The 19798-nt window shown below is 66.5% G+C and carries 19 protein-coding genes and 1 CRISPR repeat array; of the genes, 11 read left to right on the top strand and 8 right to left on the bottom strand.

Going from position 1 to position 19798, the window contains the following annotated elements; genetic code table 11:
- The first annotated feature begins 20 nt into the window (after positions 1 to 20).
- The 4 genes from GRF61_RS15915 to GRF61_RS15930 all read left to right on the top strand — a co-directional run bounded on the left by GRF61_RS15915 (position 21) and on the right by GRF61_RS15930 (position 3139).
- Entirely contained in the window at positions 21 to 1088 is a 1068-nt protein-coding gene (locus tag GRF61_RS15915) for a VanZ family protein (RefSeq protein ID WP_248281280.1), read from the top strand.
- A gap of 63 nt (positions 1089 to 1151) precedes the next feature.
- Entirely contained in the window at positions 1152 to 1475 is a 324-nt protein-coding gene (locus GRF61_RS15920; RefSeq protein ID WP_169151617.1) for a ferredoxin, read from the top strand.
- On the top strand, positions 1472 to 2143 hold the full coding sequence (locus tag GRF61_RS15925) for an alpha/beta fold hydrolase (RefSeq protein WP_169151618.1): 672 nt from the start codon (positions 1472 to 1474) through the stop codon (positions 2141 to 2143). Before GRF61_RS15920 ends, GRF61_RS15925 begins: the two co-directional genes overlap by 4 nt.
- Before the next feature lie 3 nt (positions 2144 to 2146).
- Complete coding sequence (locus GRF61_RS15930; RefSeq protein ID WP_169151619.1) at positions 2147 to 3139, top strand: ATP-binding cassette domain-containing protein; 993 nt, start codon at positions 2147 to 2149, stop codon at positions 3137 to 3139.
- 75 nt (positions 3140 to 3214) lie between these two features.
- Positions 3215 to 6766: a CRISPR direct-repeat array (repeat unit 32 nt; unit sequence GTTTCAATCCACGCGCCCGCGAGGGGCGCGAC).
- A 182-nt stretch (positions 6767 to 6948) separates the two neighbouring features.
- Here the strand turns inward: GRF61_RS15930 and cas2 are convergent.
- The 7 genes from cas2 to cas3 all read right to left on the bottom strand — a co-directional run bounded on the left by cas2 (position 6949) and on the right by cas3 (position 15103).
- On the bottom strand, positions 6949 to 7239 hold the full coding sequence (cas2, locus tag GRF61_RS15935) for a CRISPR-associated endonuclease Cas2 (RefSeq protein WP_169151620.1): 291 nt from the start codon (positions 7237 to 7239) through the stop codon (positions 6949 to 6951).
- Between the two features lie 9 nt (positions 7240 to 7248).
- Positions 7249 to 8289 carry a type I-C CRISPR-associated endonuclease Cas1c gene (gene cas1c / locus GRF61_RS15940; protein ID WP_169151621.1) on the bottom strand — a complete coding sequence of 347 codons (1041 nt, stop codon included), beginning with the start codon at positions 8287 to 8289 and terminating at the stop codon, positions 7249 to 7251.
- Positions 8290 to 8292: 3 nt separating this feature from the next.
- Positions 8293 to 8928: a CRISPR-associated protein Cas4 gene (cas4, locus tag GRF61_RS15945; protein ID WP_169151622.1), complete on the bottom strand. Its 636-nt coding sequence runs from the start codon at positions 8926 to 8928 to the stop codon at positions 8293 to 8295.
- A gap of 11 nt (positions 8929 to 8939) precedes the next feature.
- Positions 8940 to 9821, bottom strand: coding sequence for a type I-C CRISPR-associated protein Cas7/Csd2 (cas7c, locus tag GRF61_RS15950; RefSeq protein ID WP_169151623.1), 882 nt, complete (start codon positions 9819 to 9821; stop codon positions 8940 to 8942).
- Positions 9821 to 11650, bottom strand: a complete 1830-nt coding sequence (gene cas8c, locus GRF61_RS15955) for a type I-C CRISPR-associated protein Cas8c/Csd1 (RefSeq protein ID WP_169151624.1) — start codon at positions 11648 to 11650, stop codon at positions 9821 to 9823. The genes cas7c and cas8c overlap by 1 nt, the downstream gene beginning before the upstream one ends.
- Positions 11647 to 12321 (bottom strand): type I-C CRISPR-associated protein Cas5c, encoded by a 675-nt coding sequence (gene cas5c / locus GRF61_RS15960; protein WP_169151625.1) that lies wholly within the window; start codon positions 12319 to 12321, stop codon positions 11647 to 11649. Before cas5c ends, cas8c begins: the two co-directional genes overlap by 4 nt.
- 505 nt (positions 12322 to 12826) lie before the next feature.
- Positions 12827 to 15103: a CRISPR-associated helicase Cas3' gene (gene cas3 / locus GRF61_RS15965; RefSeq protein ID WP_169151626.1), complete on the bottom strand. Its 2277-nt coding sequence runs from the start codon at positions 15101 to 15103 to the stop codon at positions 12827 to 12829.
- A gap of 511 nt (positions 15104 to 15614) precedes the next feature.
- Between cas3 and GRF61_RS15970 the strand changes: the two genes are divergently transcribed.
- From GRF61_RS15970 to GRF61_RS15985, 4 genes are all read left to right on the top strand, one after another.
- A complete protein-coding gene (locus GRF61_RS15970) occupies positions 15615 to 16292 on the top strand; it encodes a CsgG/HfaB family protein (RefSeq protein ID WP_169151627.1) in 678 nt (225 codons plus the stop codon).
- A gap of 11 nt (positions 16293 to 16303) precedes the next feature.
- On the top strand, positions 16304 to 16663 hold the full coding sequence (locus GRF61_RS15975; RefSeq protein WP_169151628.1) for a DUF4810 domain-containing protein: 360 nt from the start codon (positions 16304 to 16306) through the stop codon (positions 16661 to 16663).
- Positions 16660 to 17352 (top strand): DUF799 domain-containing protein, encoded by a 693-nt coding sequence (locus tag GRF61_RS15980; RefSeq protein ID WP_211166013.1) that lies wholly within the window; start codon positions 16660 to 16662, stop codon positions 17350 to 17352. Before GRF61_RS15975 ends, GRF61_RS15980 begins: the two co-directional genes overlap by 4 nt.
- 164 nt (positions 17353 to 17516) lie before the next feature.
- Positions 17517 to 17840, top strand: coding sequence for a DUF2845 domain-containing protein (locus GRF61_RS15985; RefSeq protein ID WP_169151629.1), 324 nt, complete (start codon positions 17517 to 17519; stop codon positions 17838 to 17840).
- 138 nt (positions 17841 to 17978) lie between these two features.
- Here GRF61_RS15985 and GRF61_RS15990 read toward each other — a convergent pair whose 3' ends face one another.
- Entirely contained in the window at positions 17979 to 18182 is a 204-nt protein-coding gene (locus tag GRF61_RS15990; RefSeq protein ID WP_169151615.1) for a hypothetical protein, read from the bottom strand.
- Positions 18183 to 18290: 108 nt separating this feature from the next.
- On the opposite strand from GRF61_RS15990, the gene GRF61_RS15995 reads away from it, so the two are divergent.
- Genes GRF61_RS15995 through GRF61_RS16005 form a run of 3 tightly spaced genes read left to right on the top strand, consistent with a single transcriptional unit; the run spans position 18291 to position 19731 of the window.
- Positions 18291 to 18566 carry a DNA-binding protein gene (locus GRF61_RS15995; protein ID WP_169151630.1) on the top strand — a complete coding sequence of 92 codons (276 nt, stop codon included), beginning with the start codon at positions 18291 to 18293 and terminating at the stop codon, positions 18564 to 18566.
- Positions 18567 to 18618: 52 nt separating this feature from the next.
- Positions 18619 to 19404, top strand: coding sequence for an ABC transporter permease (locus GRF61_RS16000; protein WP_169151631.1), 786 nt, complete (start codon positions 18619 to 18621; stop codon positions 19402 to 19404).
- Between the two features lie 3 nt (positions 19405 to 19407).
- Complete coding sequence (locus tag GRF61_RS16005) at positions 19408 to 19731, top strand: DnaJ family domain-containing protein (RefSeq protein WP_248281279.1); 324 nt, start codon at positions 19408 to 19410, stop codon at positions 19729 to 19731.
- Positions 19732 to 19798 lie beyond the last annotated feature (67 nt).

The following is a 19798-nucleotide window of genomic DNA, read 5'->3' on the forward strand; positions in this document are numbered from 1 at the left end:
CCCCCCACCGCCCCTCCTCGCTGCCGCGCAACCTCGCGATCGCTTACGGGCTGCTCATCGTCTACGCCTGCCTGCACCCCTTCACCGGCTGGAAGGCCACCGGCCTGCCGCTGTTCGACTTCATGGTCGCCCCCTGGCCGAAGTACTTCATCCCGGCGGACATGGTGTTCAACATCCTCGGCTACCTGCCGCTGGGCTTCGTCGCCGCCGCCGCGCTGCCGCGCGCCTGGCCGGCGTGGAGCACGGTGGCGCTCGCCACCCTGTTGTGCGCCCTGCTCAGCTTCGCGTTGGAGACCACCCAGAACTACCTGCCCACCCGCGTCGCCAGCAACCTGGATCTCGCGGCCAATACCGCCGGCGCGCTGCTGGGCGCCGCCTTCGGCGCGCGCTGGGGCCACCCGCTGTTCGACCACAGCGGCGCGCTGCAGCGCTGGCGCAATGAACGCATCATCGACGGCCACACCGGCGACGCCGGGCTCATCCTGCTCGGCCTGTGGGTGCTCGGCCAGCTCACCCCGGACGACCTGCTGTTCGGCAGCGGCGACATCCGCAGCCTGTTCGGCATCGCCGCGCCGCTGCGCTTCGCCCCGGAACGCTTCATCGCCTTCGAAACCGCGCTGTCGGCCACCACCATCGTCGCCCTCGGCCTGCTGGTGCGCTGCATGATGCGCCGGCCCAGCCCGTGGCCGGTGCTGGTGCTGATCGCGCTCGGCATAGGCGCCAAGGCCCTGGCCACCACCACCTTCTTCGTGCCCAGCGCGCCGCTGGCCTGGCTCACCCCCGGCGCCGAACGCGGCGCGCTGGTGGGCGCCGCGCTGCTGCTGGGCAGCCTGGCGCTGCCGCGGGTAGTGCAGCACGCCATCGCCGGCACCACGCTGCTGGCCGCCACCGCGCTGGTGAACCTGCTGCCGGAAAACCCCTACCTGCTCTACAACCTCAGCTTCACCCGGCAGAGCAACTTCCTCAATTTCCACGGCCTCACCCAGCTGGTGGACAGCCTGTGGCCCTTCGCCGCGCTGGCCTACCTTTCCGCCCTCGGCCTGTGGCGCGGGCAACACCTGGCCGAGGAGCACAGCCCCGGGCGCTGAGCCCCCGCGCGGGCTTGCGCCTTGCTCAACTCTTATAATCGGCGCCATCCCACGGAGAGCCCCATGAGCTATTTCAGCCACCACGTCTTCTTCTGCTGCAACCAGCGCAAGCCCGGCGAATCCTGTTGCAACGACCACCACGCCACCGAAATGCAGACCTACGCCAAGGACCGCATCTCCCAGCTGGGCCTGAAGGGCGCCGGCAAGGTACGCATCAACAAGGCCGGCTGCCTCGGCCGCTGCGACGACGGCCCGGTGCTGGTGGTCTATCCGGACAACGTCTGGTACACCTTCGTCGACAAGGAAGACATCGACGAGATCATCGACCAACACCTCGCCGGCGGCCGCATCGTCGAACGCCTGCGCCTGCCGGACCAAGCCGCATGAGCACCGAGCCCAGCCGCAACCCGCCCACCGAATCCGTGCTGCTGCGCGGCGCCGAAGGCAATATCGACGTCCTCATCGACGCCCCCGCCGAGGTGCGCGGCATCGCCCTCGTCTGCCACCCGCATCCGCTGTTCAGCGGCAGCAACACCAACAAGGTCGCCCACACCCTGGCGCGCGCCTACCGCGACCTCGGCTACGCCGCGCTGCGCCCCAACTTCCGCGGCGTCGGCAAGAGCGAAGGCACGCACGACCACGGCGACGGCGAAACCGAAGACATGCTGGCGGTGATCGCCTGGGCGCAGTCGCGCTGGGGCAGCCTGCCGCTGGCGCTGGGCGGCTTCTCCTTCGGTGCCTTCGTGCAGACGCGGGTGGTGAACCGGCTGGCCGACGGCGTCGCTCCCCCGCGCCAGATCGTGCTTGTCGGCACCGCCGCCGGCGTCGCCTCCCACGGCCAGCGCAGCTACGACACCCAGGCGCTGCCCAAGGGCATCCCGGCGCTGCTGATCCACGGCGAAGCCGACGACACCGTGCCGCTGGCCAACGTCTTCGAATGGGCGCGGCCGCAGGAACTGCCGGTTACCGTCATCCCCGGCGCGGACCACTTCTTCCACGCCAAGCTGCACATCCTGCGCGACATCATCCTGCGCAACGTACCGGCGCTGGGCTGAGGCATGACCGCCGCGCTGCCGCCCCAGCAGGCCATCCCGCCCGCCGCCGGAACCCGCTCCCCGCTCCTCATCCGCGGCCTGGTCAAGCGTTACGGCGAGGCGGAGATCGTGCGCGGCATCGACCTCGAACTGCGCCCCGGCGAATGCTTCACCCTGCTCGGCCCCAACGGCGCCGGCAAAACCACCACCCTGCGCTGTGCCCTCGGCCTCACCGCCCCCAGCGCCGGCGAAATCCGGCTCTGCGGCGAACCGGTGCCCGAACGCGCCCGCGAGGCGCGCATGCGCGTCGGCATCGTCCCCCAGCTCGACAACCTCGACCCCGACTTCACCTGCGCCGAGAACCTGCTGGTCTACGGCCGCTACTTCGGCCTTTCCAGCGCCGACATCCGCGCCCGCATCCCGGAGCTGCTCGCCTTCGCCGGCCTCGAAGGCAAGGCCGACGCCCGCATCCAGTCCCTCTCCGGCGGCATGAAGCGGCGCCTCACCCTCGCCCGCGCCCTCATCAACCGCCCCGAACTGCTGGTGCTGGACGAACCCACCACCGGCCTGGACCCGCAAGCCCGCCACCTCATCTGGGACCGCCTCAAGCAACTCATACGCGGCGGCACCACCGTGCTCCTCACCACCCACTTCATGGACGAGGCCGAACGCCTCTCCGACCAGCTCGCCATCCTCGACGCCGGTCGCCTCCTCACCACCGGCAGCCCGCGCGAAGTCATCGCCGCCCACATCGAACCGCAAGTCGTCGAAGTCTTCGGCGACTGGAACGGCCACGACACCACCACCGCCAGCGGCGCCGCCGCCTGGGCCAACACCCACGCCGCCGCCCTCTCCCACCGCTACGAAATCAGCGGCGAAACCGCCTTCTGCTACGTCCACGACCCCGCCCCCCTGCTCGCCCACCTCGCCCAGCAACAAGGCCTGCGCTACCTGCACCGGCCAGCGAACCTGGAGGACGTGTTCCTGAAGCTGACGGGGCGGGAGTTGCGAGACTGAGGCTGGGCCGGCAGAGGGCAAGCCCTGTGACGATGGTTCTGCATCAATGCGCGCAGAACCTCAGCTCGGCGAATTGAAGGAAAGGCCGCGCCCGCAAGGGGCGCGACGTGAGGCAGCGTCGCAATAGCCAGCGCCCGAGCCATGTTTCAATCCACGCGCCGCGAGGGGCGCGACGGGCTGGTGCGCTTGCTGGAAGGCGCCCGCGTCTTCGAGTTTCAATCCACGCGCCCGCGAGGGGCGCGACCCGCCTCGGGGATCGGGCTGGCGTCGTCATCGCGGACGTTTCAATCCACGCGCCCGCGAGGGGCGCGACGGCGCGGACCTGGGCGGCGCGGACCTGCGCGGCGCGTTTCAATCCACGCGCCCGCGAGGGGCGCGACGGCAAGACTCAGCCAGGCCGACGCACTTCCGCTTGTTTCAATCCACGCGCCCGCGAGGGGCGCGACGACGAGGCTTCTGACTTTCTTCTCCGTCTCACCGAGGTTTCAATCCACGCGCCCGCGAGGGGCGCGACTGCGATGAAAGTGACGTTGATCGGGGTTAAGCGAATGTTTCAATCCACGCGCCCGCGAGGGGCGCGACGCGTCACGTCCAGGTGGTGACCGTGGAGCCCCTCCAGTTTCAATCCACGCGCCCGCGAGGGGCGCGACGAAGCTGCTCAAGAGGACGTGGAGATCGCCCAGGCGTTTCAATCCACGCGCCCGCGAGGGGCGCGACCGACCTTCTTAGGTTCCGGAAAGATCGTGATGCCGTTGTTTCAATCCACGCGCCCGCGAGGGGCGCGACGTGTTGCTTTCGGGCCCTGAATACACCGTGCTGCTGTTTCAATCCACGCGCCCGCGAGGGGCGCGACCGAAGAGCAACTCGGGGAGGTCCGGGTTCAGCCGATGTTTCAATCCACGCGCCCGCGAGGGGCGCGACGCATCGACCATGCAGCGCTCAAGCACGGCGAATTTGTTTCAATCCACGCGCCCGCGAGGGGCGCGACCTTCGGGCTCCAGGCCGGCGGCCTGGATCACCGCCAGTTTCAATCCACGCGCCCGCGAGGGGCGCGACCGGCGATATGGATGTTGGCCTCCACCGCCTCCTCGTTTCAATCCACGCGCCCGCGAGGGGCGCGACCCCACCTATTCCGCACAACCCGCACAAAGAAAAAAGGAGGTTTCAATCCACGCGCCCGCGAGGGGCGCGACGCAGCTGGCAGAACGGCAAGGTGCAGCACCTGCGCGTTTCAATCCACGCGCCCGCGAGGGGCGCGACCTGGTGGAGCGCATGCGCGACTACGACACCACCAACGTTTCAATCCACGCGCCCGCGAGGGGCGCGACGGGCCGCCATCCCCGCCGGCGCTGATCGAGGCGAAGGTTTCAATCCACGCGCCCGCGAGGGGCGCGACCTTGCAGGCTCCGCCGCCAAGCGATGTCAAGGACAAGTTTCAATCCACGCGCCCGCGAGGGGCGCGACGCGAAGCGGCGCGGGGTATCGCAGCTGAAGCCGTTGTTTCAATCCACGCGCCCGCGAGGGGCGCGACAAATTGACGTGGTTGCGCTCGCTGTAGGCGTTGACGTTTCAATCCACGCGCCCGCGAGGGGCGCGACGCGGCCGCCTCGTCGAAGCGTGCGCCCTCGCCGGCAATGTTTCAATCCACGCGCCCGCGAGGGGCGCGACCTGACGTTGAGCAAGTCCGCACCGCTGCCGGCCGCGTTGTTTCAATCCACGCGCCCGCGAGGGGCGCGACGCGAAGTCGAGCAGGTATTGATCGGTGATGCGCTGCTGGTTTCAATCCACGCGCCCGCGAGGGGCGCGACGCCAGTCTTCCTGCTGGCTCGCGTCGTCGCCCTGGTTTCAATCCACGCGCCCGCGAGGGGCGCGACCCGCCGCCCTCGAAACCCTGCGTGCCCAGGCGCGTGTTTCAATCCACGCGCCCGCGAGGGGCGCGACATCCGGCACGGGCTCGATGGCGCTGTCGGGGGTTGGTTTCAATCCACGCGCCCGCGAGGGGCGCGACATGGACGTGAGCAACCGGGCCTACAAGGACTTCGGGTTTCAATCCACGCGCCCGCGAGGGGCGCGACCCAGGCTTCCGGCAATTCGCTGCGCAGTCGGGCATTGTTTCAATCCACGCGCCCGCGAGGGGCGCGACACGCAGCGCGACGCCATGGCGGACCCGCGCAAGCAGTTTCAATCCACGCGCCCGCGAGGGGCGCGACGTGCCGGACATGACCATCCATGTGTCGGTGCCGTTGTTTCAATCCACGCGCCCGCGAGGGGCGCGACGATTTGATCGCTCAGCACCTTGTCGCTGGGTGCGCCGTTTCAATCCACGCGCCCGCGAGGGGCGCGACGGTCAAGGCCGCCCGCGACACGCTGCGCGACCTGGTTTCAATCCACGCGCCCGCGAGGGGCGCGACGCGGCAACACCTACGGCGCCCGCGCGGTCATGGCCGTTTCAATCCACGCGCCCGCGAGGGGCGCGACCCGGTGCCATTGCTCCAGGGAGAGGCGCTGCCGCCGTTTCAATCCACGCGCCCGCGAGGGGCGCGACGCGGTGGGCGCGCTCGATGCGCTCGCAGGCGGTGCGGTTTCAATCCACGCGCCCGCGAGGGGCGCGACCTGGGCGCGCGGCGAGGGCTTCGGCATGGCCGACGTTTCAATCCACGCGCCCGCGAGGGGCGCGACCAGAGTGCCTAGACGAGCCACGAGAGGAGCGGATGTTTCAATCCACGCGCCCGCGAGGGGCGCGACGAGGTCCATCTTGCCTTTGTCGAGCAGATCCGCCTCGTTTCAATCCACGCGCCCGCGAGGGGCGCGACGAGCAAGCGGGCCTTGCGCTCGGCGAGGATCTCCTCGTTTCAATCCACGCGCCCGCGAGGGGCGCGACGAGTCCGCCACCCTGTTCCGCCGCCGCTACTACAAGTTTCAATCCACGCGCCCGCGAGGGGCGCGACCCGCGTACTCAACGCGGACGATCAGCCGGGTTATGCGTTTCAATCCACGCGCCCGCGAGGGGCGCGACGATGAAATCGCTGAGGCGATGGGCAAGGTGGCGAAGTTTCAATCCACGCGCCCGCGAGGGGCGCGACTTCGAGGGGCGCAGCCATCAGCTTGTCCCACAGCTCGTTTCAATCCACGCGCCCGCGAGGGGCGCGACGGCCAGCAGCGCGACCGGGATTGCCGCCGTTGCACTGTTTCAATCCACGCGCCCGCGAGGGGCGCGACGACCTACCAGCCGCCAAACTGAAATGGGCGGAAATCGTTTCAATCCACGCGCCCGCGAGGGGCGCGACATCGGTGAGCGTGGCTTTGCCGAAGATGGCGCTGTTTCAATCCACGCGCCCGCGAGGGGCGCGACGTACTCACCCACCTCGTTCAAGGCATCGAGGTTGCCGTTTCAATCCACGCGCCCGCGAGGGGCGCGACCTAAGGGGCGGCGGCGTCTGGTACTACTACCGCACAAGTTTCAATCCACGCGCCCGCGAGGGGCGCGACGGGATGTGATTGCCGAGTTTCTGGAGGATGCCCGCGGCGTTTCAATCCACGCGCCCGCGAGGGGCGCGACGCTGGAAGCCCAGCAGCGCCTCGCCGCGTTCGAAAAGTTTCAATCCACGCGCCCGCGAGGGGCGCGACTCCGTCAAGGTAACACCTTGCCAGGCAAGGGAAATACGCCCGGATTCCGCGAACCTGCACGGACAATCCCTGCAAAATGCCAATGAATTTGGCAAGATCAAGAAAATATCTTCTACATCAGCTGGATAGCAAAACGCGAACCTCCCGGACTTTTCCCGGCAGCTAGGGGTTCGCGGAGGCGGTCAGAAAACCAGTGGGCCGTTCAGGTCGAGGGCGGCCTTGGCGCCGATGTGTTCGACCTTGGTCTTCCAGTTCTTGCCGAGGTAGTAGAAGCGCAAGCTGTCCTGCGTCGGGTCGATCAGTTCCATCAGCCGGTGCTTGAGCAGCGTCCATTGCGCGGGGTCGACCTCGATCTCGAAGACCGAGAACTGCACCCGCTGGCCGTAGTCGCGGCAGGCCTTGGCGACCCGGCGCAGGCGGCGTTCGCCGGCTGGCTCGCGGGTGCTCACGTCATAGCTCACCAGGACCATCATGGCGGCGGCTCACTTCCACAGGAAAGGTGGATAGGCTTCCAGGTCGCCGCGCAGGTGGCGGGCGAGCAGCTGTGCCTGGACGGCGGGAAACAGGCCGACGGCGAGCTTCTCTTCGAGAAAGGCGTGCCGCATTTCCTCCCGCTTGCGCTCCTGGTAAGCCGTGAGCACCGTCTTGCGGGATTCTTCCTTGAGGGAGACTGCGCCGTTGTCCAGCTGGACGAAGTCGCGCTCGCCGAGCTGGCGCCGGTTGATCAGCGACAGCGCCAGTCGATCCGCCATGACGGGGCGGAACTCCTCCAGCAGGTCCAACGCGAGGCTGGGCCGGCCGGGGCGGTCGCGGTGCAGGAAGCCCACCGCCGGGTCCAGCCCCACGCTCTCCAGCGCGGAGCGGCAGTCGTGCGTCAGCAGCGTGTAGAGGAAGGAGAGCAAGGCATTCACCGCGTCCAGCGGCGGCCGCCGGCTGCGGCCCTTGAAGCGCAAGGCCGGTTCCGGCACGCGGATGAGGTGATCGAAAACGCCGAAGTAGGCCTGCGCCGCCTCGCCCTCCAGGCCGCGCAGCACGTCGAGCTGTTCTTCCTGCAGCAGGCGCGCGGAGATGCGGCGCAGACGTTCCCGGGCATGGACCAGGGCGGCCTGATCCACCTCCGGCATGCCCTCACCGTGATCGCGTAGCGCGCGGCCAAGCACCGCACGCTGGTTATGCACCTTGCCGATCAGCAGATTGCGGACGACCAGCGCACAGCCGGCCAGGGCATCGGTACGGCGGTACTGCTCGCGCCGCAGCAGCACGTTGCCCGAAACCGGCCCTTCCATGCGCGCCAGGAACTTGCCGTTGGGCGACAGGAAGCTGACGCAGATGCCTTGCTCGGCGCAGTAGCCGAGCAGCGGCGGCGACACCATCACCCGGCCGATGCACACCATGCTCTCCAGCATGTGGACGGGCAGGCGGGCGCGCTCCGCGCCCTCCACTTCCATGACGATGTTGGCGCCATCCTTCTTCAACCAGGCGCCTTCGGTGGTGATGTACAGGGTGTTGAGCTGGCGGCGCATGCCTCAGTCCTCGTTCTGCAATTGCCGTTTCATCCAGGCTTCCACGCCGCCGGCTTTCGCCAGCAGCCGCGGCTGGCAGAGATCGAGCAGGGAACAGTTGTCGCAGCGCCTGGCGTCGTAGCTTGCCAGCGGCGTGCGGCCGGCGCGGAACATGGCGCGGGTGGCGGCTATCGTTTCCTGCGTCAGTGCGCGCAGCGCCGCGTCGAAGGCCACCGGCTCCCGCCGCCGCGGCTGGCCGTAGAACAGGGCGCCTTCCGCCACCGCCACGCCGAACATGGCTTCGAGGCACAGCGCCTGGGCGCACAGCTGCACTTCATCCGCCCGGTGGGCCTTGGGGCGGCCGCGCTTGTACTCCACCGGATAAGGGCACTCGCCGGCCGCTTCAGCATGGAACTCCACCACGTCCGCCACGCCGCTGATGCCCAGCGCCGCGCTGGACAAGGGCATGGCGGTGACGGTGCGCACGCCGTGGCGGCGCTCCACCGCGGGGGTGTCGGCCTTGTCGTGCAGCAGGCGCCCCTCGGCAGTCTGCCGGTTCTCGGCCCACTGCTGCTCCAGGTGGATGAGCGCGCATTGGCGCGGGCAGTAGAGATAGTGCTGGAGGGCGGAGAGGGGGATGAGGTCGTCGTCCGTCTGCACCCCCCGCGCCCTCAGAGGTACTCGCGCACGCTCACGCCCTGGGGCAGGGCTTCGGCATCCACCTTGACCTTGTAGTCGGCAAAGCTGCGCGCCGGGCCATCCTCCTCCGGCTTGGCCCGCGTCACATCAACAGTCTTGAACAACACATGCGCCGGCGCGTTGCCCATGGCGTTGTCGTGCTCGAACACGATGAGCTTGCGCGCCGCCATCTCGCCGCGGGCGGCGGAGCGGTCATGCTCGAACATGTTGATGAGCGCCTGCCACAGCAGTTGCAGGTCTTCATCGGAAAAGCCGGTGCGCTCGGCCAGCTTGGCGGAGACGAAACCGTGGGCGCGGTACAGGCCGTAGGGCAGGATGTGCTTGCGGCCCATGGTGCGGTTGTCGCCGCTCTGCGCCTCGGCCTCCTTCTCGGTGGTGACCGCCATGCGGGTGATGGAGATTTCCAGCGGCAGCACCGGCTCCACCGAGGTGGCGAAACCGAGCTGCACCGGGCCGCGCACCTGGCCGGCATTGACGCCGGTGGTCATCACCGCGCCGAAGGTGCGCACGTCGAAGAAGTTGGCGCACATCCAGGCGGTGATCGCGCGTGCCTTGGCTTCGTCCTTGGGCAGCTTCTTGTCTTCCGGCTTGATCTCCAGCGCGTCGTAGGCCCGTTTGTGCTGGTTGTTCAGCACGGCCTTTTCCTGCATGTAGATGGCGTAGCCCGGGCCGCCGTCCTTGTCCAGGGTGACGAAGTTGCGGATCTTGCGCTTGAGGGCGACGTCGGTGACCAGGCCGCGGTTGGTTTCCGGGTCCAGCCGCGGCAGGTTGCCGGCGTCCGGGTCGCCATTCGGATTGCCGTTGGTGACGTCGAACAGGTAGACGAATTCGTAGCGGTGGGCGATGGCCGTCATCAAATGGCTCCTTCGGTATCGGTTTCGGTGTCTTCAGCGGCATCGCCGCCGGCGTCGCGCTTGGCGAAATGGATGTGGGACTGGTGGTAGTAGCCGATGGCGAAGCGGCCCTGGTCCTCGATCTTCAGGCTGCGCGGGAACTGGTCCGGCAGGCCTTCGACGATGTCGCGGATTTCCTTTTCCAGGTTCACCGCCTGGCCGGGGCGCTCCTTGCGCAGCTTGCCCATGTGGTTCTGGGTGTTGCGCAGCAGTACCGGGAAGATGGCCGCCGGCGTTGCAGAGGCCGCGCCGTAGTAGCGGTCGCGGATGGTGGCGTTGACCTGGCCACCCAGCGCGCAGCGCTGCACGAACTCCAGTACCGCGAACAGACGCCCGAGCAGATAGCCGGGCTGGGTGGATTGCTTGTCTAGACTCACAGGAATCTCCTCCTCGGAAGTACGGACGCCCCGGCGGAACTCGCGCGCCAGAACACCTTTGCAGATCGCGGCACGCATGCCGGAAAGATTGCCGTCGCTGCGGATGCGCATCACGGTGTTGGCGAGCAGGCTGCGCGGATACAAGCCGCCGCTGAGGATGGCGCGCATGGTTTCGCCGATGAGGTTGGCGAAGGCATCGTCGGCCTTGGGCATTGCGCCCTCGCGGTTGGGTACCGTTGCCAGCAGCAGGCGGTAGACGGTGGGCTCAATGCGCCAGGGCAGCGGTTCGATGCGCAGATCCTGCGCATGCTCGGCCAGGCGCTTGGCGAACACCTCCAGCGTATCCACCTGCCAGTAGCGCACCGAAAGCCGCGAGGCGTTCGGCGCCAGCCCCAGTACGTACATGCGGGTGCCGGGCGCGAGGCCGGGGTCCAGGTCGGCTAGCGGCTTGCCCTTGCCCAGCCCGTCCAGCACCGTGCGCAGGCGCTCGGCTTCGTTCTCGTCATCCGGTGGCACGAGCAGGCTGGAGAGGAAATCCTCCGCCGCCTGGGCGTCGGCCTCGCTGCCGGCGGCCTCGGCCCAGAACACCACCGAGGTGTCGCCCACCTGCAGGCGCTGGCGGTTGTCGGGACCGCGCCGCAGCAGGTGATTCAGCACCGAGGTGTAGGCGAAGGCCGCCTGCTCGGACACCGGCGCGTTGTCGCCCTGGTTCTTGCCGTAGGAGGTGAAGGCGTCCAGGTTGAAAGACACCAGCGAGGCGCCAGCAGTTTGCGCACCATTCACGCCCTTGATCGCCGGATGCAGGCGGGCGATAGGCGCGACCTCGCCGCTCACCAGGCAGATCGCACCGGCGGCCGCGGCGGACGGGGTGCCTTCTTCGCCCTCCCCATCGCCCAGCAGCCGGGCACGCAGCGCCTGCGCTGCTTCACGCTCGTGCAGGTGGCGATGCTCATTCCCCAGGCGGAACACCAGGTTGGCGTCGCGCATTTCCTCGGGAAACAGCGGCGCCTGGAACTGCTCCGGCGACCAGCGCCGCAAAAAGGCCAGCAGGGCCTGCAGCCCTTCGTCCTGCACGCCCGCCAGGGCCGTTTCATGCAGCGCCTTGAAGGCTTCATGCTCCTTGTCGGCGCGCTTGCTGGTGGCGCTGACGCCAAGCACGTAGCTGGTCTTGTCCCACAGGAAATTGGACTTGATGCCGACCGTGCGCTTTTCCGGCTGGGGAACGTCCAGCACCCGGGGCTGCGGCTTCTTGCCGGTGGTGTCGCGGATGTCATTCACCGCCAGCACCGCGCCATCCGCCGCCAGCACGATCTCGTAGCTGATCTTCTCCGGGCTGTAGCCGTAGGCGGCGATGCCGCCGGCGCCGCGCGCTGTCATGCGCTGGTAGTAGCGCACCAAGGCCTGCAGGATCATGCCTTCACCTCCGCTGCCTGCCAAGGCGGCACTTCGATCACGCCGTTCTTCATGCAAGCGCGGAAGAAGTGCGGCGTCATGCCATCGGCGAAGTCGATGTCGTGCAGCATCCAGCCGAGGTCTTTGTCCAGCTCCACGCCGGCTGCCGGCGCGGGTGGCGAGGCGCCCTCCTCCAGCAGCTCGAAGCTGGCGGGGAACTCGCGCACGCCCAGGCAAGGTGCATGGAAACACTGGCCCTTGCGCGCGCGGCGGTTGAAGATGTCCAGGTGCTTGCCCACCGAGTCGTCCGGCCCGGCGCGGCCGGTGAGCTGGAAATGGGCTTCGATCAGGTAGTGCACATCGCGCAGCACGGTGGCGGCGCGCTGCTGGCGGTCTTCATCCACATAGGCGGCCAGGCCGGCGGTGCTGCCCGCCTTCATCGCCTTCGCCACGCTGGCCGGCGACAGCTTGCCGCTCACCTCGTTGCGCCGGATAGATTCGAAGCGGATCGGCTTCAGCACATGGATGCGGTCGATGTGCCAGCGTATCGCCGGCTTCCAGTGGATCGCTTCCAGGATGCCCCGTGCGGCCGACGGGGTGATCACGTCGTAACTCACGCGCTCGACCTTCATCTCTGGTCGCGTGAAGCAGGCTCGCTCGCCCCAAATCTCGAGACGTACTCCAAAACTCACTTTGCCCTCCCGCTCAAGTTAAATGACGTGCAAATAATATTGATGCAATTGCTGTCGTACAGAAAGGCTGTAGGGCGCCCCTAGCCAATTACACGTGCTCAGGGCGCCCTTCCATCAAACGCCTTCTGCCAACAGCTCAATATTTCAATCCACACGCCTCAATGAGACGAGACAGGCGCAACACCCTACTACTGCGTTACAGTGCGCCTGCTCCGCCTCTTAATAGAGCGGGGCAGGCGTCTAGCGTCAGCCTAATGAGGTCATATGGGTTCTAGCCATATCTCGGCCCTCCCTGCTAGCTCAAGGCGCTAGCGTTTTCCGCGTACGAAGCGAGTTGCTCTCAGAAGGCCCCGGTGTTGGCAGACACCGGGGCCTTCGCCTTTTCGCGGATGAGAGTAGCCTCATGTACTGGCTTCGTCAACTCCTCATATAAATCATCGCCTTCTTCGAACAGCTCAATGAACTATTTATTTAAATCACTGCCATCTTAAAACAAATCAACTGTTTATCCCCAGCACAAACTCTCCGCCTTTAGGAACGCGGGATCGTCCCAACTCAAACCAAAGTCCTTGCTATAAAGATCCATCACCGTCAGCGCCATGAACTGCTCACCCCAGCGCTCCGGCGCCACCGGCTGGACGGCACCCGACTTCCGCAGCGCTTCAAAACCCTGGCGCGGCAGTTGCACCAGGTAGGGCTGCAGGCGGCGGGCGATGCCGCCGCTCTTGTCCGCGTGGCGCAAGGCTTCCAGCGCATCGCGGGCGGTGTCGTCGTAGGGCACGATTACCGGCATCTGCACCGAGTCGATCATGCGGAAGCGCGCCGCCAGGGTTTCCAGCGGCAGGCTGTCGAGGCGGCAGCTGCGCAGCAGGCCCAGCAGCCCGCCCCCATCCAGCGCGGCATCGCCCTTCTGCCAATAGAGCTCGCGGAAATAGGCCTCGATGGCCGCCGGGCATAGCGGGTCTTCCGCATGGCTGCGCAATACGGTGGCAGCCGCCTGGGTGAACTGCTTGAGCTCCGGCGGCGGCGCCCAGTCGGCGTTGGCGGTGGAGAACACCAGGACTTCGCTGGCCGCCGCATTCCGCCGCCCTTCCCGGTTGCAGCGGCCGGCGGCCTGGGCGATGGAGTCCAGCCCGGCTTCGGCGCGCAGCACCAGGGGGAAGTCCACATCCACCCCGGCTTCGATCAGGCTGGTCGAGACGAGGCGGCAAGGCCGGCCCGACTTCAGATCCTCCCGCACCTCGGCCAGCACCTTGCTGCGATGGCTGGCGCACATCAGCGTCGTCAGGTGCCGCGCGCCGGGAAGATCGGCCATGCCCTGGAACACCGCGCGCGCATGGCGGCGGTTGTTCACGATGCACAGCACCTGTTCTTGCGTGCGCATCTGGGCGGCCAGCGCCTCATCGTCCAGTTCGCCCACATGGCGTACGCGAACGCGCTCCAGCTTGCGGAACAGCTGGAGCGGCTCGGGCGCAAGCTCCCGCACATGCTCGAATCCGCCGACGAACTCCGGCGCCTTCAGCGCCGGCTGGGTGGCGGTGCACAGCACCACGCTGCTGCGGTAGTTGCGCGCCAGCTCGTCGATGGCGGCCACCGCCGGGCGCAGCAGCTTCAGCGGCAGGGTCTGGGCTTCGTCCAGGATCACCACGCTGCCGGCGATGTTGTGCAGCTTGCGGCACTGGGATGGCCGTGCGGCGAACAGGCTTTCGAAGAACTGGACGGCGGTGGTGACGACGATGGGCGCGTCCCAGTTCTCCATCGCCAGTTTGAGCTTCTCCTGCGACTGGTAGCGCTCGGCGTCGTCACGCGCCGGCGGTGGCTGCACGAAGGCGCTGTGGTGCTCCAGCACCGCGCTTTCTCCAAGATCGCCGAGGGCGCGGCGGAACACCGCTGCGTTCTGTTCGACGATGCTGGTGAAGGGGATGACGAAGATCACCCGCCGCAGGCCGTGCCGGATGGCGTGGTCCAGGGCAAAGGCGAGCGAGGCCAGGGTCTTGCCGCCGCCGGTCGGCACCGTCAGCGAGAACATCCCCGGCTCGCAGGCGGCCTGCTCGCGCACATGCGCGAGGATGTCCGCCCTGATTCGATTGACGTCCGAGTCCGGGGAGAAGGCAGACAGGTGGTCATCCAGCCGGTCCCGCAAAGCCGGCAGGGAGGGCGCGGCGAGTGCCCGCAGGGCCCCGCGATCCCGCGGCTCGCCCTCACCGGCGACCTTGTCGTAGAAGGCCTCGGTATCCAGGTAATCGGCATCCACCAGGCTGGAGAACAGCATGCGTGCGAGGAAAGCGGCCTGGAACATCGGCCCGCCGGCGCCACCTTGCTTGAAGGGCAGCGGGCCAAGATCGCGCGGCAGCGCGAGCTCCTCCTGCCACTGCGGCAGCAGCGGCGGCAAACCCACGCCGCGCAGCCGATCCTTCAAGGAAGTGCGCTCGCCGCTTTCAAGGCCATTCGCCAGCCCGGCGTGATGGCCGGCGATGGCATAGGCGATCAGATAGCCAAACTGGCCGTACTCCTTGCATGCCAGCCTCGCGCCATGGGTGGCGTGGTCCACCCGCACCGCCTCGCCGGCGATCCGGCGCTGGAAATCGTCGGTGTATTTGCCGATGTCGTGCAGCAGGCCGGCGGGGCCTGCGAAACCGGAGGCATTGAAGACGGAAGCAAAAGCGCCCGCCAGGTCGGCGACACTCCGCAGATGCTCCGCCAGCGGCTGCCAGTCCGAGCGATCCGGTGTCGCGGTGGAGTGCGCATGGAAGCGCCGCCCTTCTGTCTTCTTATCCGTCATCTTCCCTCCAAGCCCTGAGCATATGCCGTGAAGCTTATTGGGGCCGTGACATCCCTCACGGCGCGCCGGAGCGCAGCTCTGCCAGTTCGCGACGCAGCGTTAGTGGCGATCTGGATGTTTCATGCCAACGATGGAAAGCGGTTTCTGAATTTCGGGCGTGTTCCCGCCCCATCCCGGGGAACAACGCCAGGGAGGCTCGGCAACCGGCCTTTCTGCGGGCGGACGCAGGCTTCGCCCGTGAAGGCATAGCGCGCCACGCATGTTCCGATGCGGTCAAGCCGTGAAGGAATTGTCAGTTACATGGCTCCGTGCGAACGTACTATGACATTCAGACCATGCCAAGCCGATGAACACAGCCCTCAGTCCCCCACCGGTCACGGTTCCCCCAGGCGGCCGCGTTTGGCGCGACACGGTCCGTGCCCCGCATCAATCACCGCGTGCATCCTCCTGCCTCCCCGGCCCCGGCTTCGCAGCCCGCCTCCCATTCCATCCGCCCATATAAAGGATCATCGTGACCCGCAAGCAACACCTCGCCCTCGCCTGCCTCGCCGCCTCCGTCACCCTGCTCGCCGGCTGCGCAACCGAGAGTTCCCGCAGCATCGCCGCGCAGCAGACCGTCTCCGCCGCGCGACCGTACAACGGCGCGCGCCAGCCGATCTCGGTGGGCAAGTTCGACAACCGCTCCAGCTTCATGCGCGGCGTGTTCACCGATGGCGTGGACCGCCTCGGCAGCCAGGCCAAGACCATCCTGCTCACCCACCTGCAGCAAACCAACCGCTTCAACGTGCTCGACCGCGAGAACATGAGCGAGATCAAGCAGGAAGCCGAGATCGCCAAAACGCAGCAAACCCTGCGCGGGGCGCGCTACGTGGTCACCGGCGACGTCACCGAATTCGGCCGCAAGGAAGTCGGCGACCGCCAGCTGTTCGGCATCCTCGGCCGCGGCAAGGAACAAGTGGCCTACGCCAAGGTGGCGCTGAACGTGGTGGATGTGCAGACCTCGGAAGTCATCTACTCCGCCATCGGCGCCGGCGAATACGCGCTTTCCAACCGCGAGATCATCGGCTTCGGCGGCACCGCCAGCTACGACTCCACCCTGAACGGCAAGGTGCTGGACCTCGCCATCCGCGAGGCGGTGGATGGACTGGTGAAGGGCATCGAGGGCGGCGCCTGGCGCCCGGCCAACTGAGGAAGCGCGCCATGTCACGCCTCCCAGCGCAGCGCATGCTGCTCGCCCTCCTCGCCGCTTCCACCCTGCTCGCCGGCTGCGCCACGCAGCGCTCGCTTTATCACTGGGGCAACTTCACCGACCAGCAATACGCCTACCTCAAGGGCGACAAGGGGCCGGAAGAGGAAATCCTGGAACTGGAGAAGATCCGCGAGCAGGCCAAGGCCAGCGGCCAGGCCCTGCCGCCCGGCCTGCAGGCCCACCTCGGCATGCTCTACGGCGTCACCGGCCGCTCCGATCTCTTCGTCGCCAACCTCGAAGCGGAACGCCAGCAGTTCCCTGAAAGCGGCCCCTATGTGGACTTCCTGCTGAAGAAGAAGACCCCGCAATGAGCAAGACCATGCCCACCAAGCCCTTCCGCCTGGCCGGCCTCGCCGCCCTGGCCTGCGCCACCCTCGCCCTCACCGGCTGCGCCACCAAGGCCTACAACTACGCCAACTTCAAGGAAGCCCGACCCGCCTCCATCCTGGTGCTGCCGCCGGTCAACAGCTCGCCGGACATCAACGCCACCTACAGCATGATGTCCCACACCACGCTGCCGCTGGCCGAATCCGGCTACTACGTCTTCCCGGTCACGCTGGTGGAAGAGACCTTCAAGCAGAACGGCCTCACCTCGCCCACCGACATCCAGCAGGTCTCCATCGCCAAGCTGCGGGAAATCTTCGGCGCCGACTCCGCGCTCTACATCGAGGTGAAGCAGTACGGCACCACCTATGCCGTCATCTCCAGCGAAACCCGCGTCACCGCGGTCGCCAAGCTGGTCGACCTGCGCTCCGGCAAAACGCTGTGGGAAGGCGCCGCCACCGCCTCCAGCGCCGAAGGCAACAACAACTCCGGCGGCGGCCTGATCGGCATGCTGATCATGGCGGCAGTCAAGCAAATCATGGAAACCGTCAGCGAACAGGGCCACCTGATCGCCGGGCGAACCAGCGGGCGGCTGTTGATGGCGGGTCAGCCGAACGGCATTCTCTACGGACCGCGGTCGCCGTTCTATTTGAAGGATGGGGTTCCTGCGAAGTAACCCACACGATCCAGAGGAGCTTTTTTGAAAACCGCCTCTGGGTCGGATTGGTGGAAAAGGCCGGAGCATTTCAATCTCCACCGGCAAAAGAGATTGCTCACTTGAGGCCAAGCCTCAAACCGACGGACCAAATTGAAAGTACCCTCGCACGTGGAGTAAATCAGATGGAAATATTGATATTCCTTGTTATTGCCGTTGCTGGCTGGATTTTCATTTCTTCCCATTTGAAAAAGAAAAGGAGGGAAGCGCTGCTTGGGAAATACGGTGACAAGCAAATAGTCGACATGATCATGAAACACATGTTTTGGCAGGGACAAACCGTGGAGCAATTGCTGGATGCCCTCGGAAACCCCGTTGATGTAGACAAGAAAGTCCTTAAGACAAAGTCAAAAGAAGTCTGGAAATATCACCGGACGGGAAAAGGCAGATACGGGCTTCGCATCACCATTGAGAATGGTGGAGTGGTCGGCTGGGAAAAGAAATCCTAGGAGAGACCTCCTTGCATGAATCCGTTGCAGCCATTTTCAGAATCTCTTGCGACTGATTCGATCGCTCACAAGCCTGCTTTTCTTCAGCAAGCCCCATAGCAAATGAGAGCTTGATCCGCCGGCTCTGCGACACCGATATCAGTCTTCCTCCTGAGCTATGCACTCCGCAGTAAGCCGAGCAAGATTGATAAAGCGATGCCGGCCAAAGTGAACGATCGGCAGATGTCCCTTTTCGCACAGGCCGCGGACGATGCCTTCGTCGACGCCGACCTGCTGCGCGAAGAAGCGCCAATGCATGATGGGCACGGGGTAGAGTTGGACCAGCTTGATGGAATCGGGCATGTCGACCACTATTCATCACTGTTGACCACAATTCGACATTAAGAACAAATTTTGTTCATATGGATGATTATTGTCCTAGTACAAGGTTTGTTCAAATGAACATTCTCTATGGTTTTCGAGCGCCTGATAAAGATTATCAATGCGCGTCTGCCACGGCATGGCGCATTCACCTTGCTCGAAGAACAGACCGGTATCAGCGCCCGTGCCTGGGCACACGTCTGGCATGGGCGGACGAAACCGAGCGCGGACCATCTGGAGCAAATCTGTGGGCTGTTCCCGGAATACACGCTGTGGCTGATGACGGGACGGACGGCGCCTGAAGCCGGCCAGACCAGCCCAGATCTGGAACAGCTGGAGGCGCTGAAGAAGAGCGTTGAGCTCTGAACCTTCCGGTTTCCGCGTCCTCCTCTCCTCATCAGTCCCGCGTCTTCCTGCCATGACCCCCACCCCCTGGCGCCTCCCCGTTCTCTCCCCGCGCTTCCTCCCTGTCTGGCGGCGCAATTTCCTTGTCTGGCGCAAGCTGGCGCTGCCTTCCATCCTGGGCAATCTGGCCGACCCGGTGATCTACCTGTTCGGGCTGGGTTTCGGCATCGGCATGCTGGTGCCTGAGGTGGGCGGGGTGTCGTACATCACCTTCCTGGCGGCCGGGATGGTGTGCTACTCGACGATGAACGCGGCGACCTTCGAGGTGCTGTATTCCAGCTTTTCGCGCATGCATGTGCAGCGCACCTGGGATGCGATCCTGAACGCGCCGGTGGCGCTGGACGACGTGGTGTTCGCCGAACTGGTGTGGGCGGCGTCCAAGGCGCTGCTGTCAGGCGCGGCCATCCTGCTGGTGGTGACGCTGTTCGGCTTCGTCGAGCCGCGCTACGTGCTGTGGGTGCTGCCGCTGATCTTCCTCGTCGGCCTGGTGTTCGGCGCGCTGGGGCTGGTGGTGACCGCGCTGGCACCGAGCTACGACTTCTTCATGTACTACTTCACCCTGTTCATCACGCCGATGATGCTGGTTTCCGGCGTGTTCTTTCCGGCGGAGCAGCTGCCGGAGGCGCTGCGCGCGGTGACCGGGCTGCTGCCGCTGGCGCACGCGGTACAGATCGGCCGGCCGCTGCTGCTGGGGCAGATGCCGCAGGACGTGGGCCTGCACCTGGGCGCACTGCTGGCCTACGGCGCGGTGGCCTTCTGGCTGGCGCTGGCGCTGATGCGGCGGCGGCTGCTGAAGTAGGCGATGTCCATCTTCGCCATGTCCATCTTCGACATCCTGGCCGAGCAGCGCATCGCCGACGCCCAGCGCCGTGGCGAGCTGGACAATCTGCCCGGCGCCGGCAAGCCGCTGGTGTTCGACGACGATCCGCTGGTGGATGGCGAAACCCGCACTTTCAACCGCATCCTGAAGAACGCCGGCTTCACCCCCACCGAGCTCGGCCTGCGCCGTGAGCTGGCGGCGTTGCGGGCCGAGCTTGCGGCCGGCGCGGGCGGCCCGCAGCGCGAGGAAATGCGCCGCCGCGTCGCCGAGCTCTTGATCCAGCTCATGGAAAGCCCTCGCCGCTGAAACAAACCACCGCCGCGGGCGCGGCGGCCGCGCGGCTTTGCGGTAACCTCGGCCGAAATGCATAGGC

It is taken from the genome of Azoarcus sp. TTM-91, from assembly GCF_012911025.1.
Taxonomy (GTDB): domain Bacteria; phylum Pseudomonadota; class Gammaproteobacteria; order Burkholderiales; family Rhodocyclaceae; genus Azoarcus.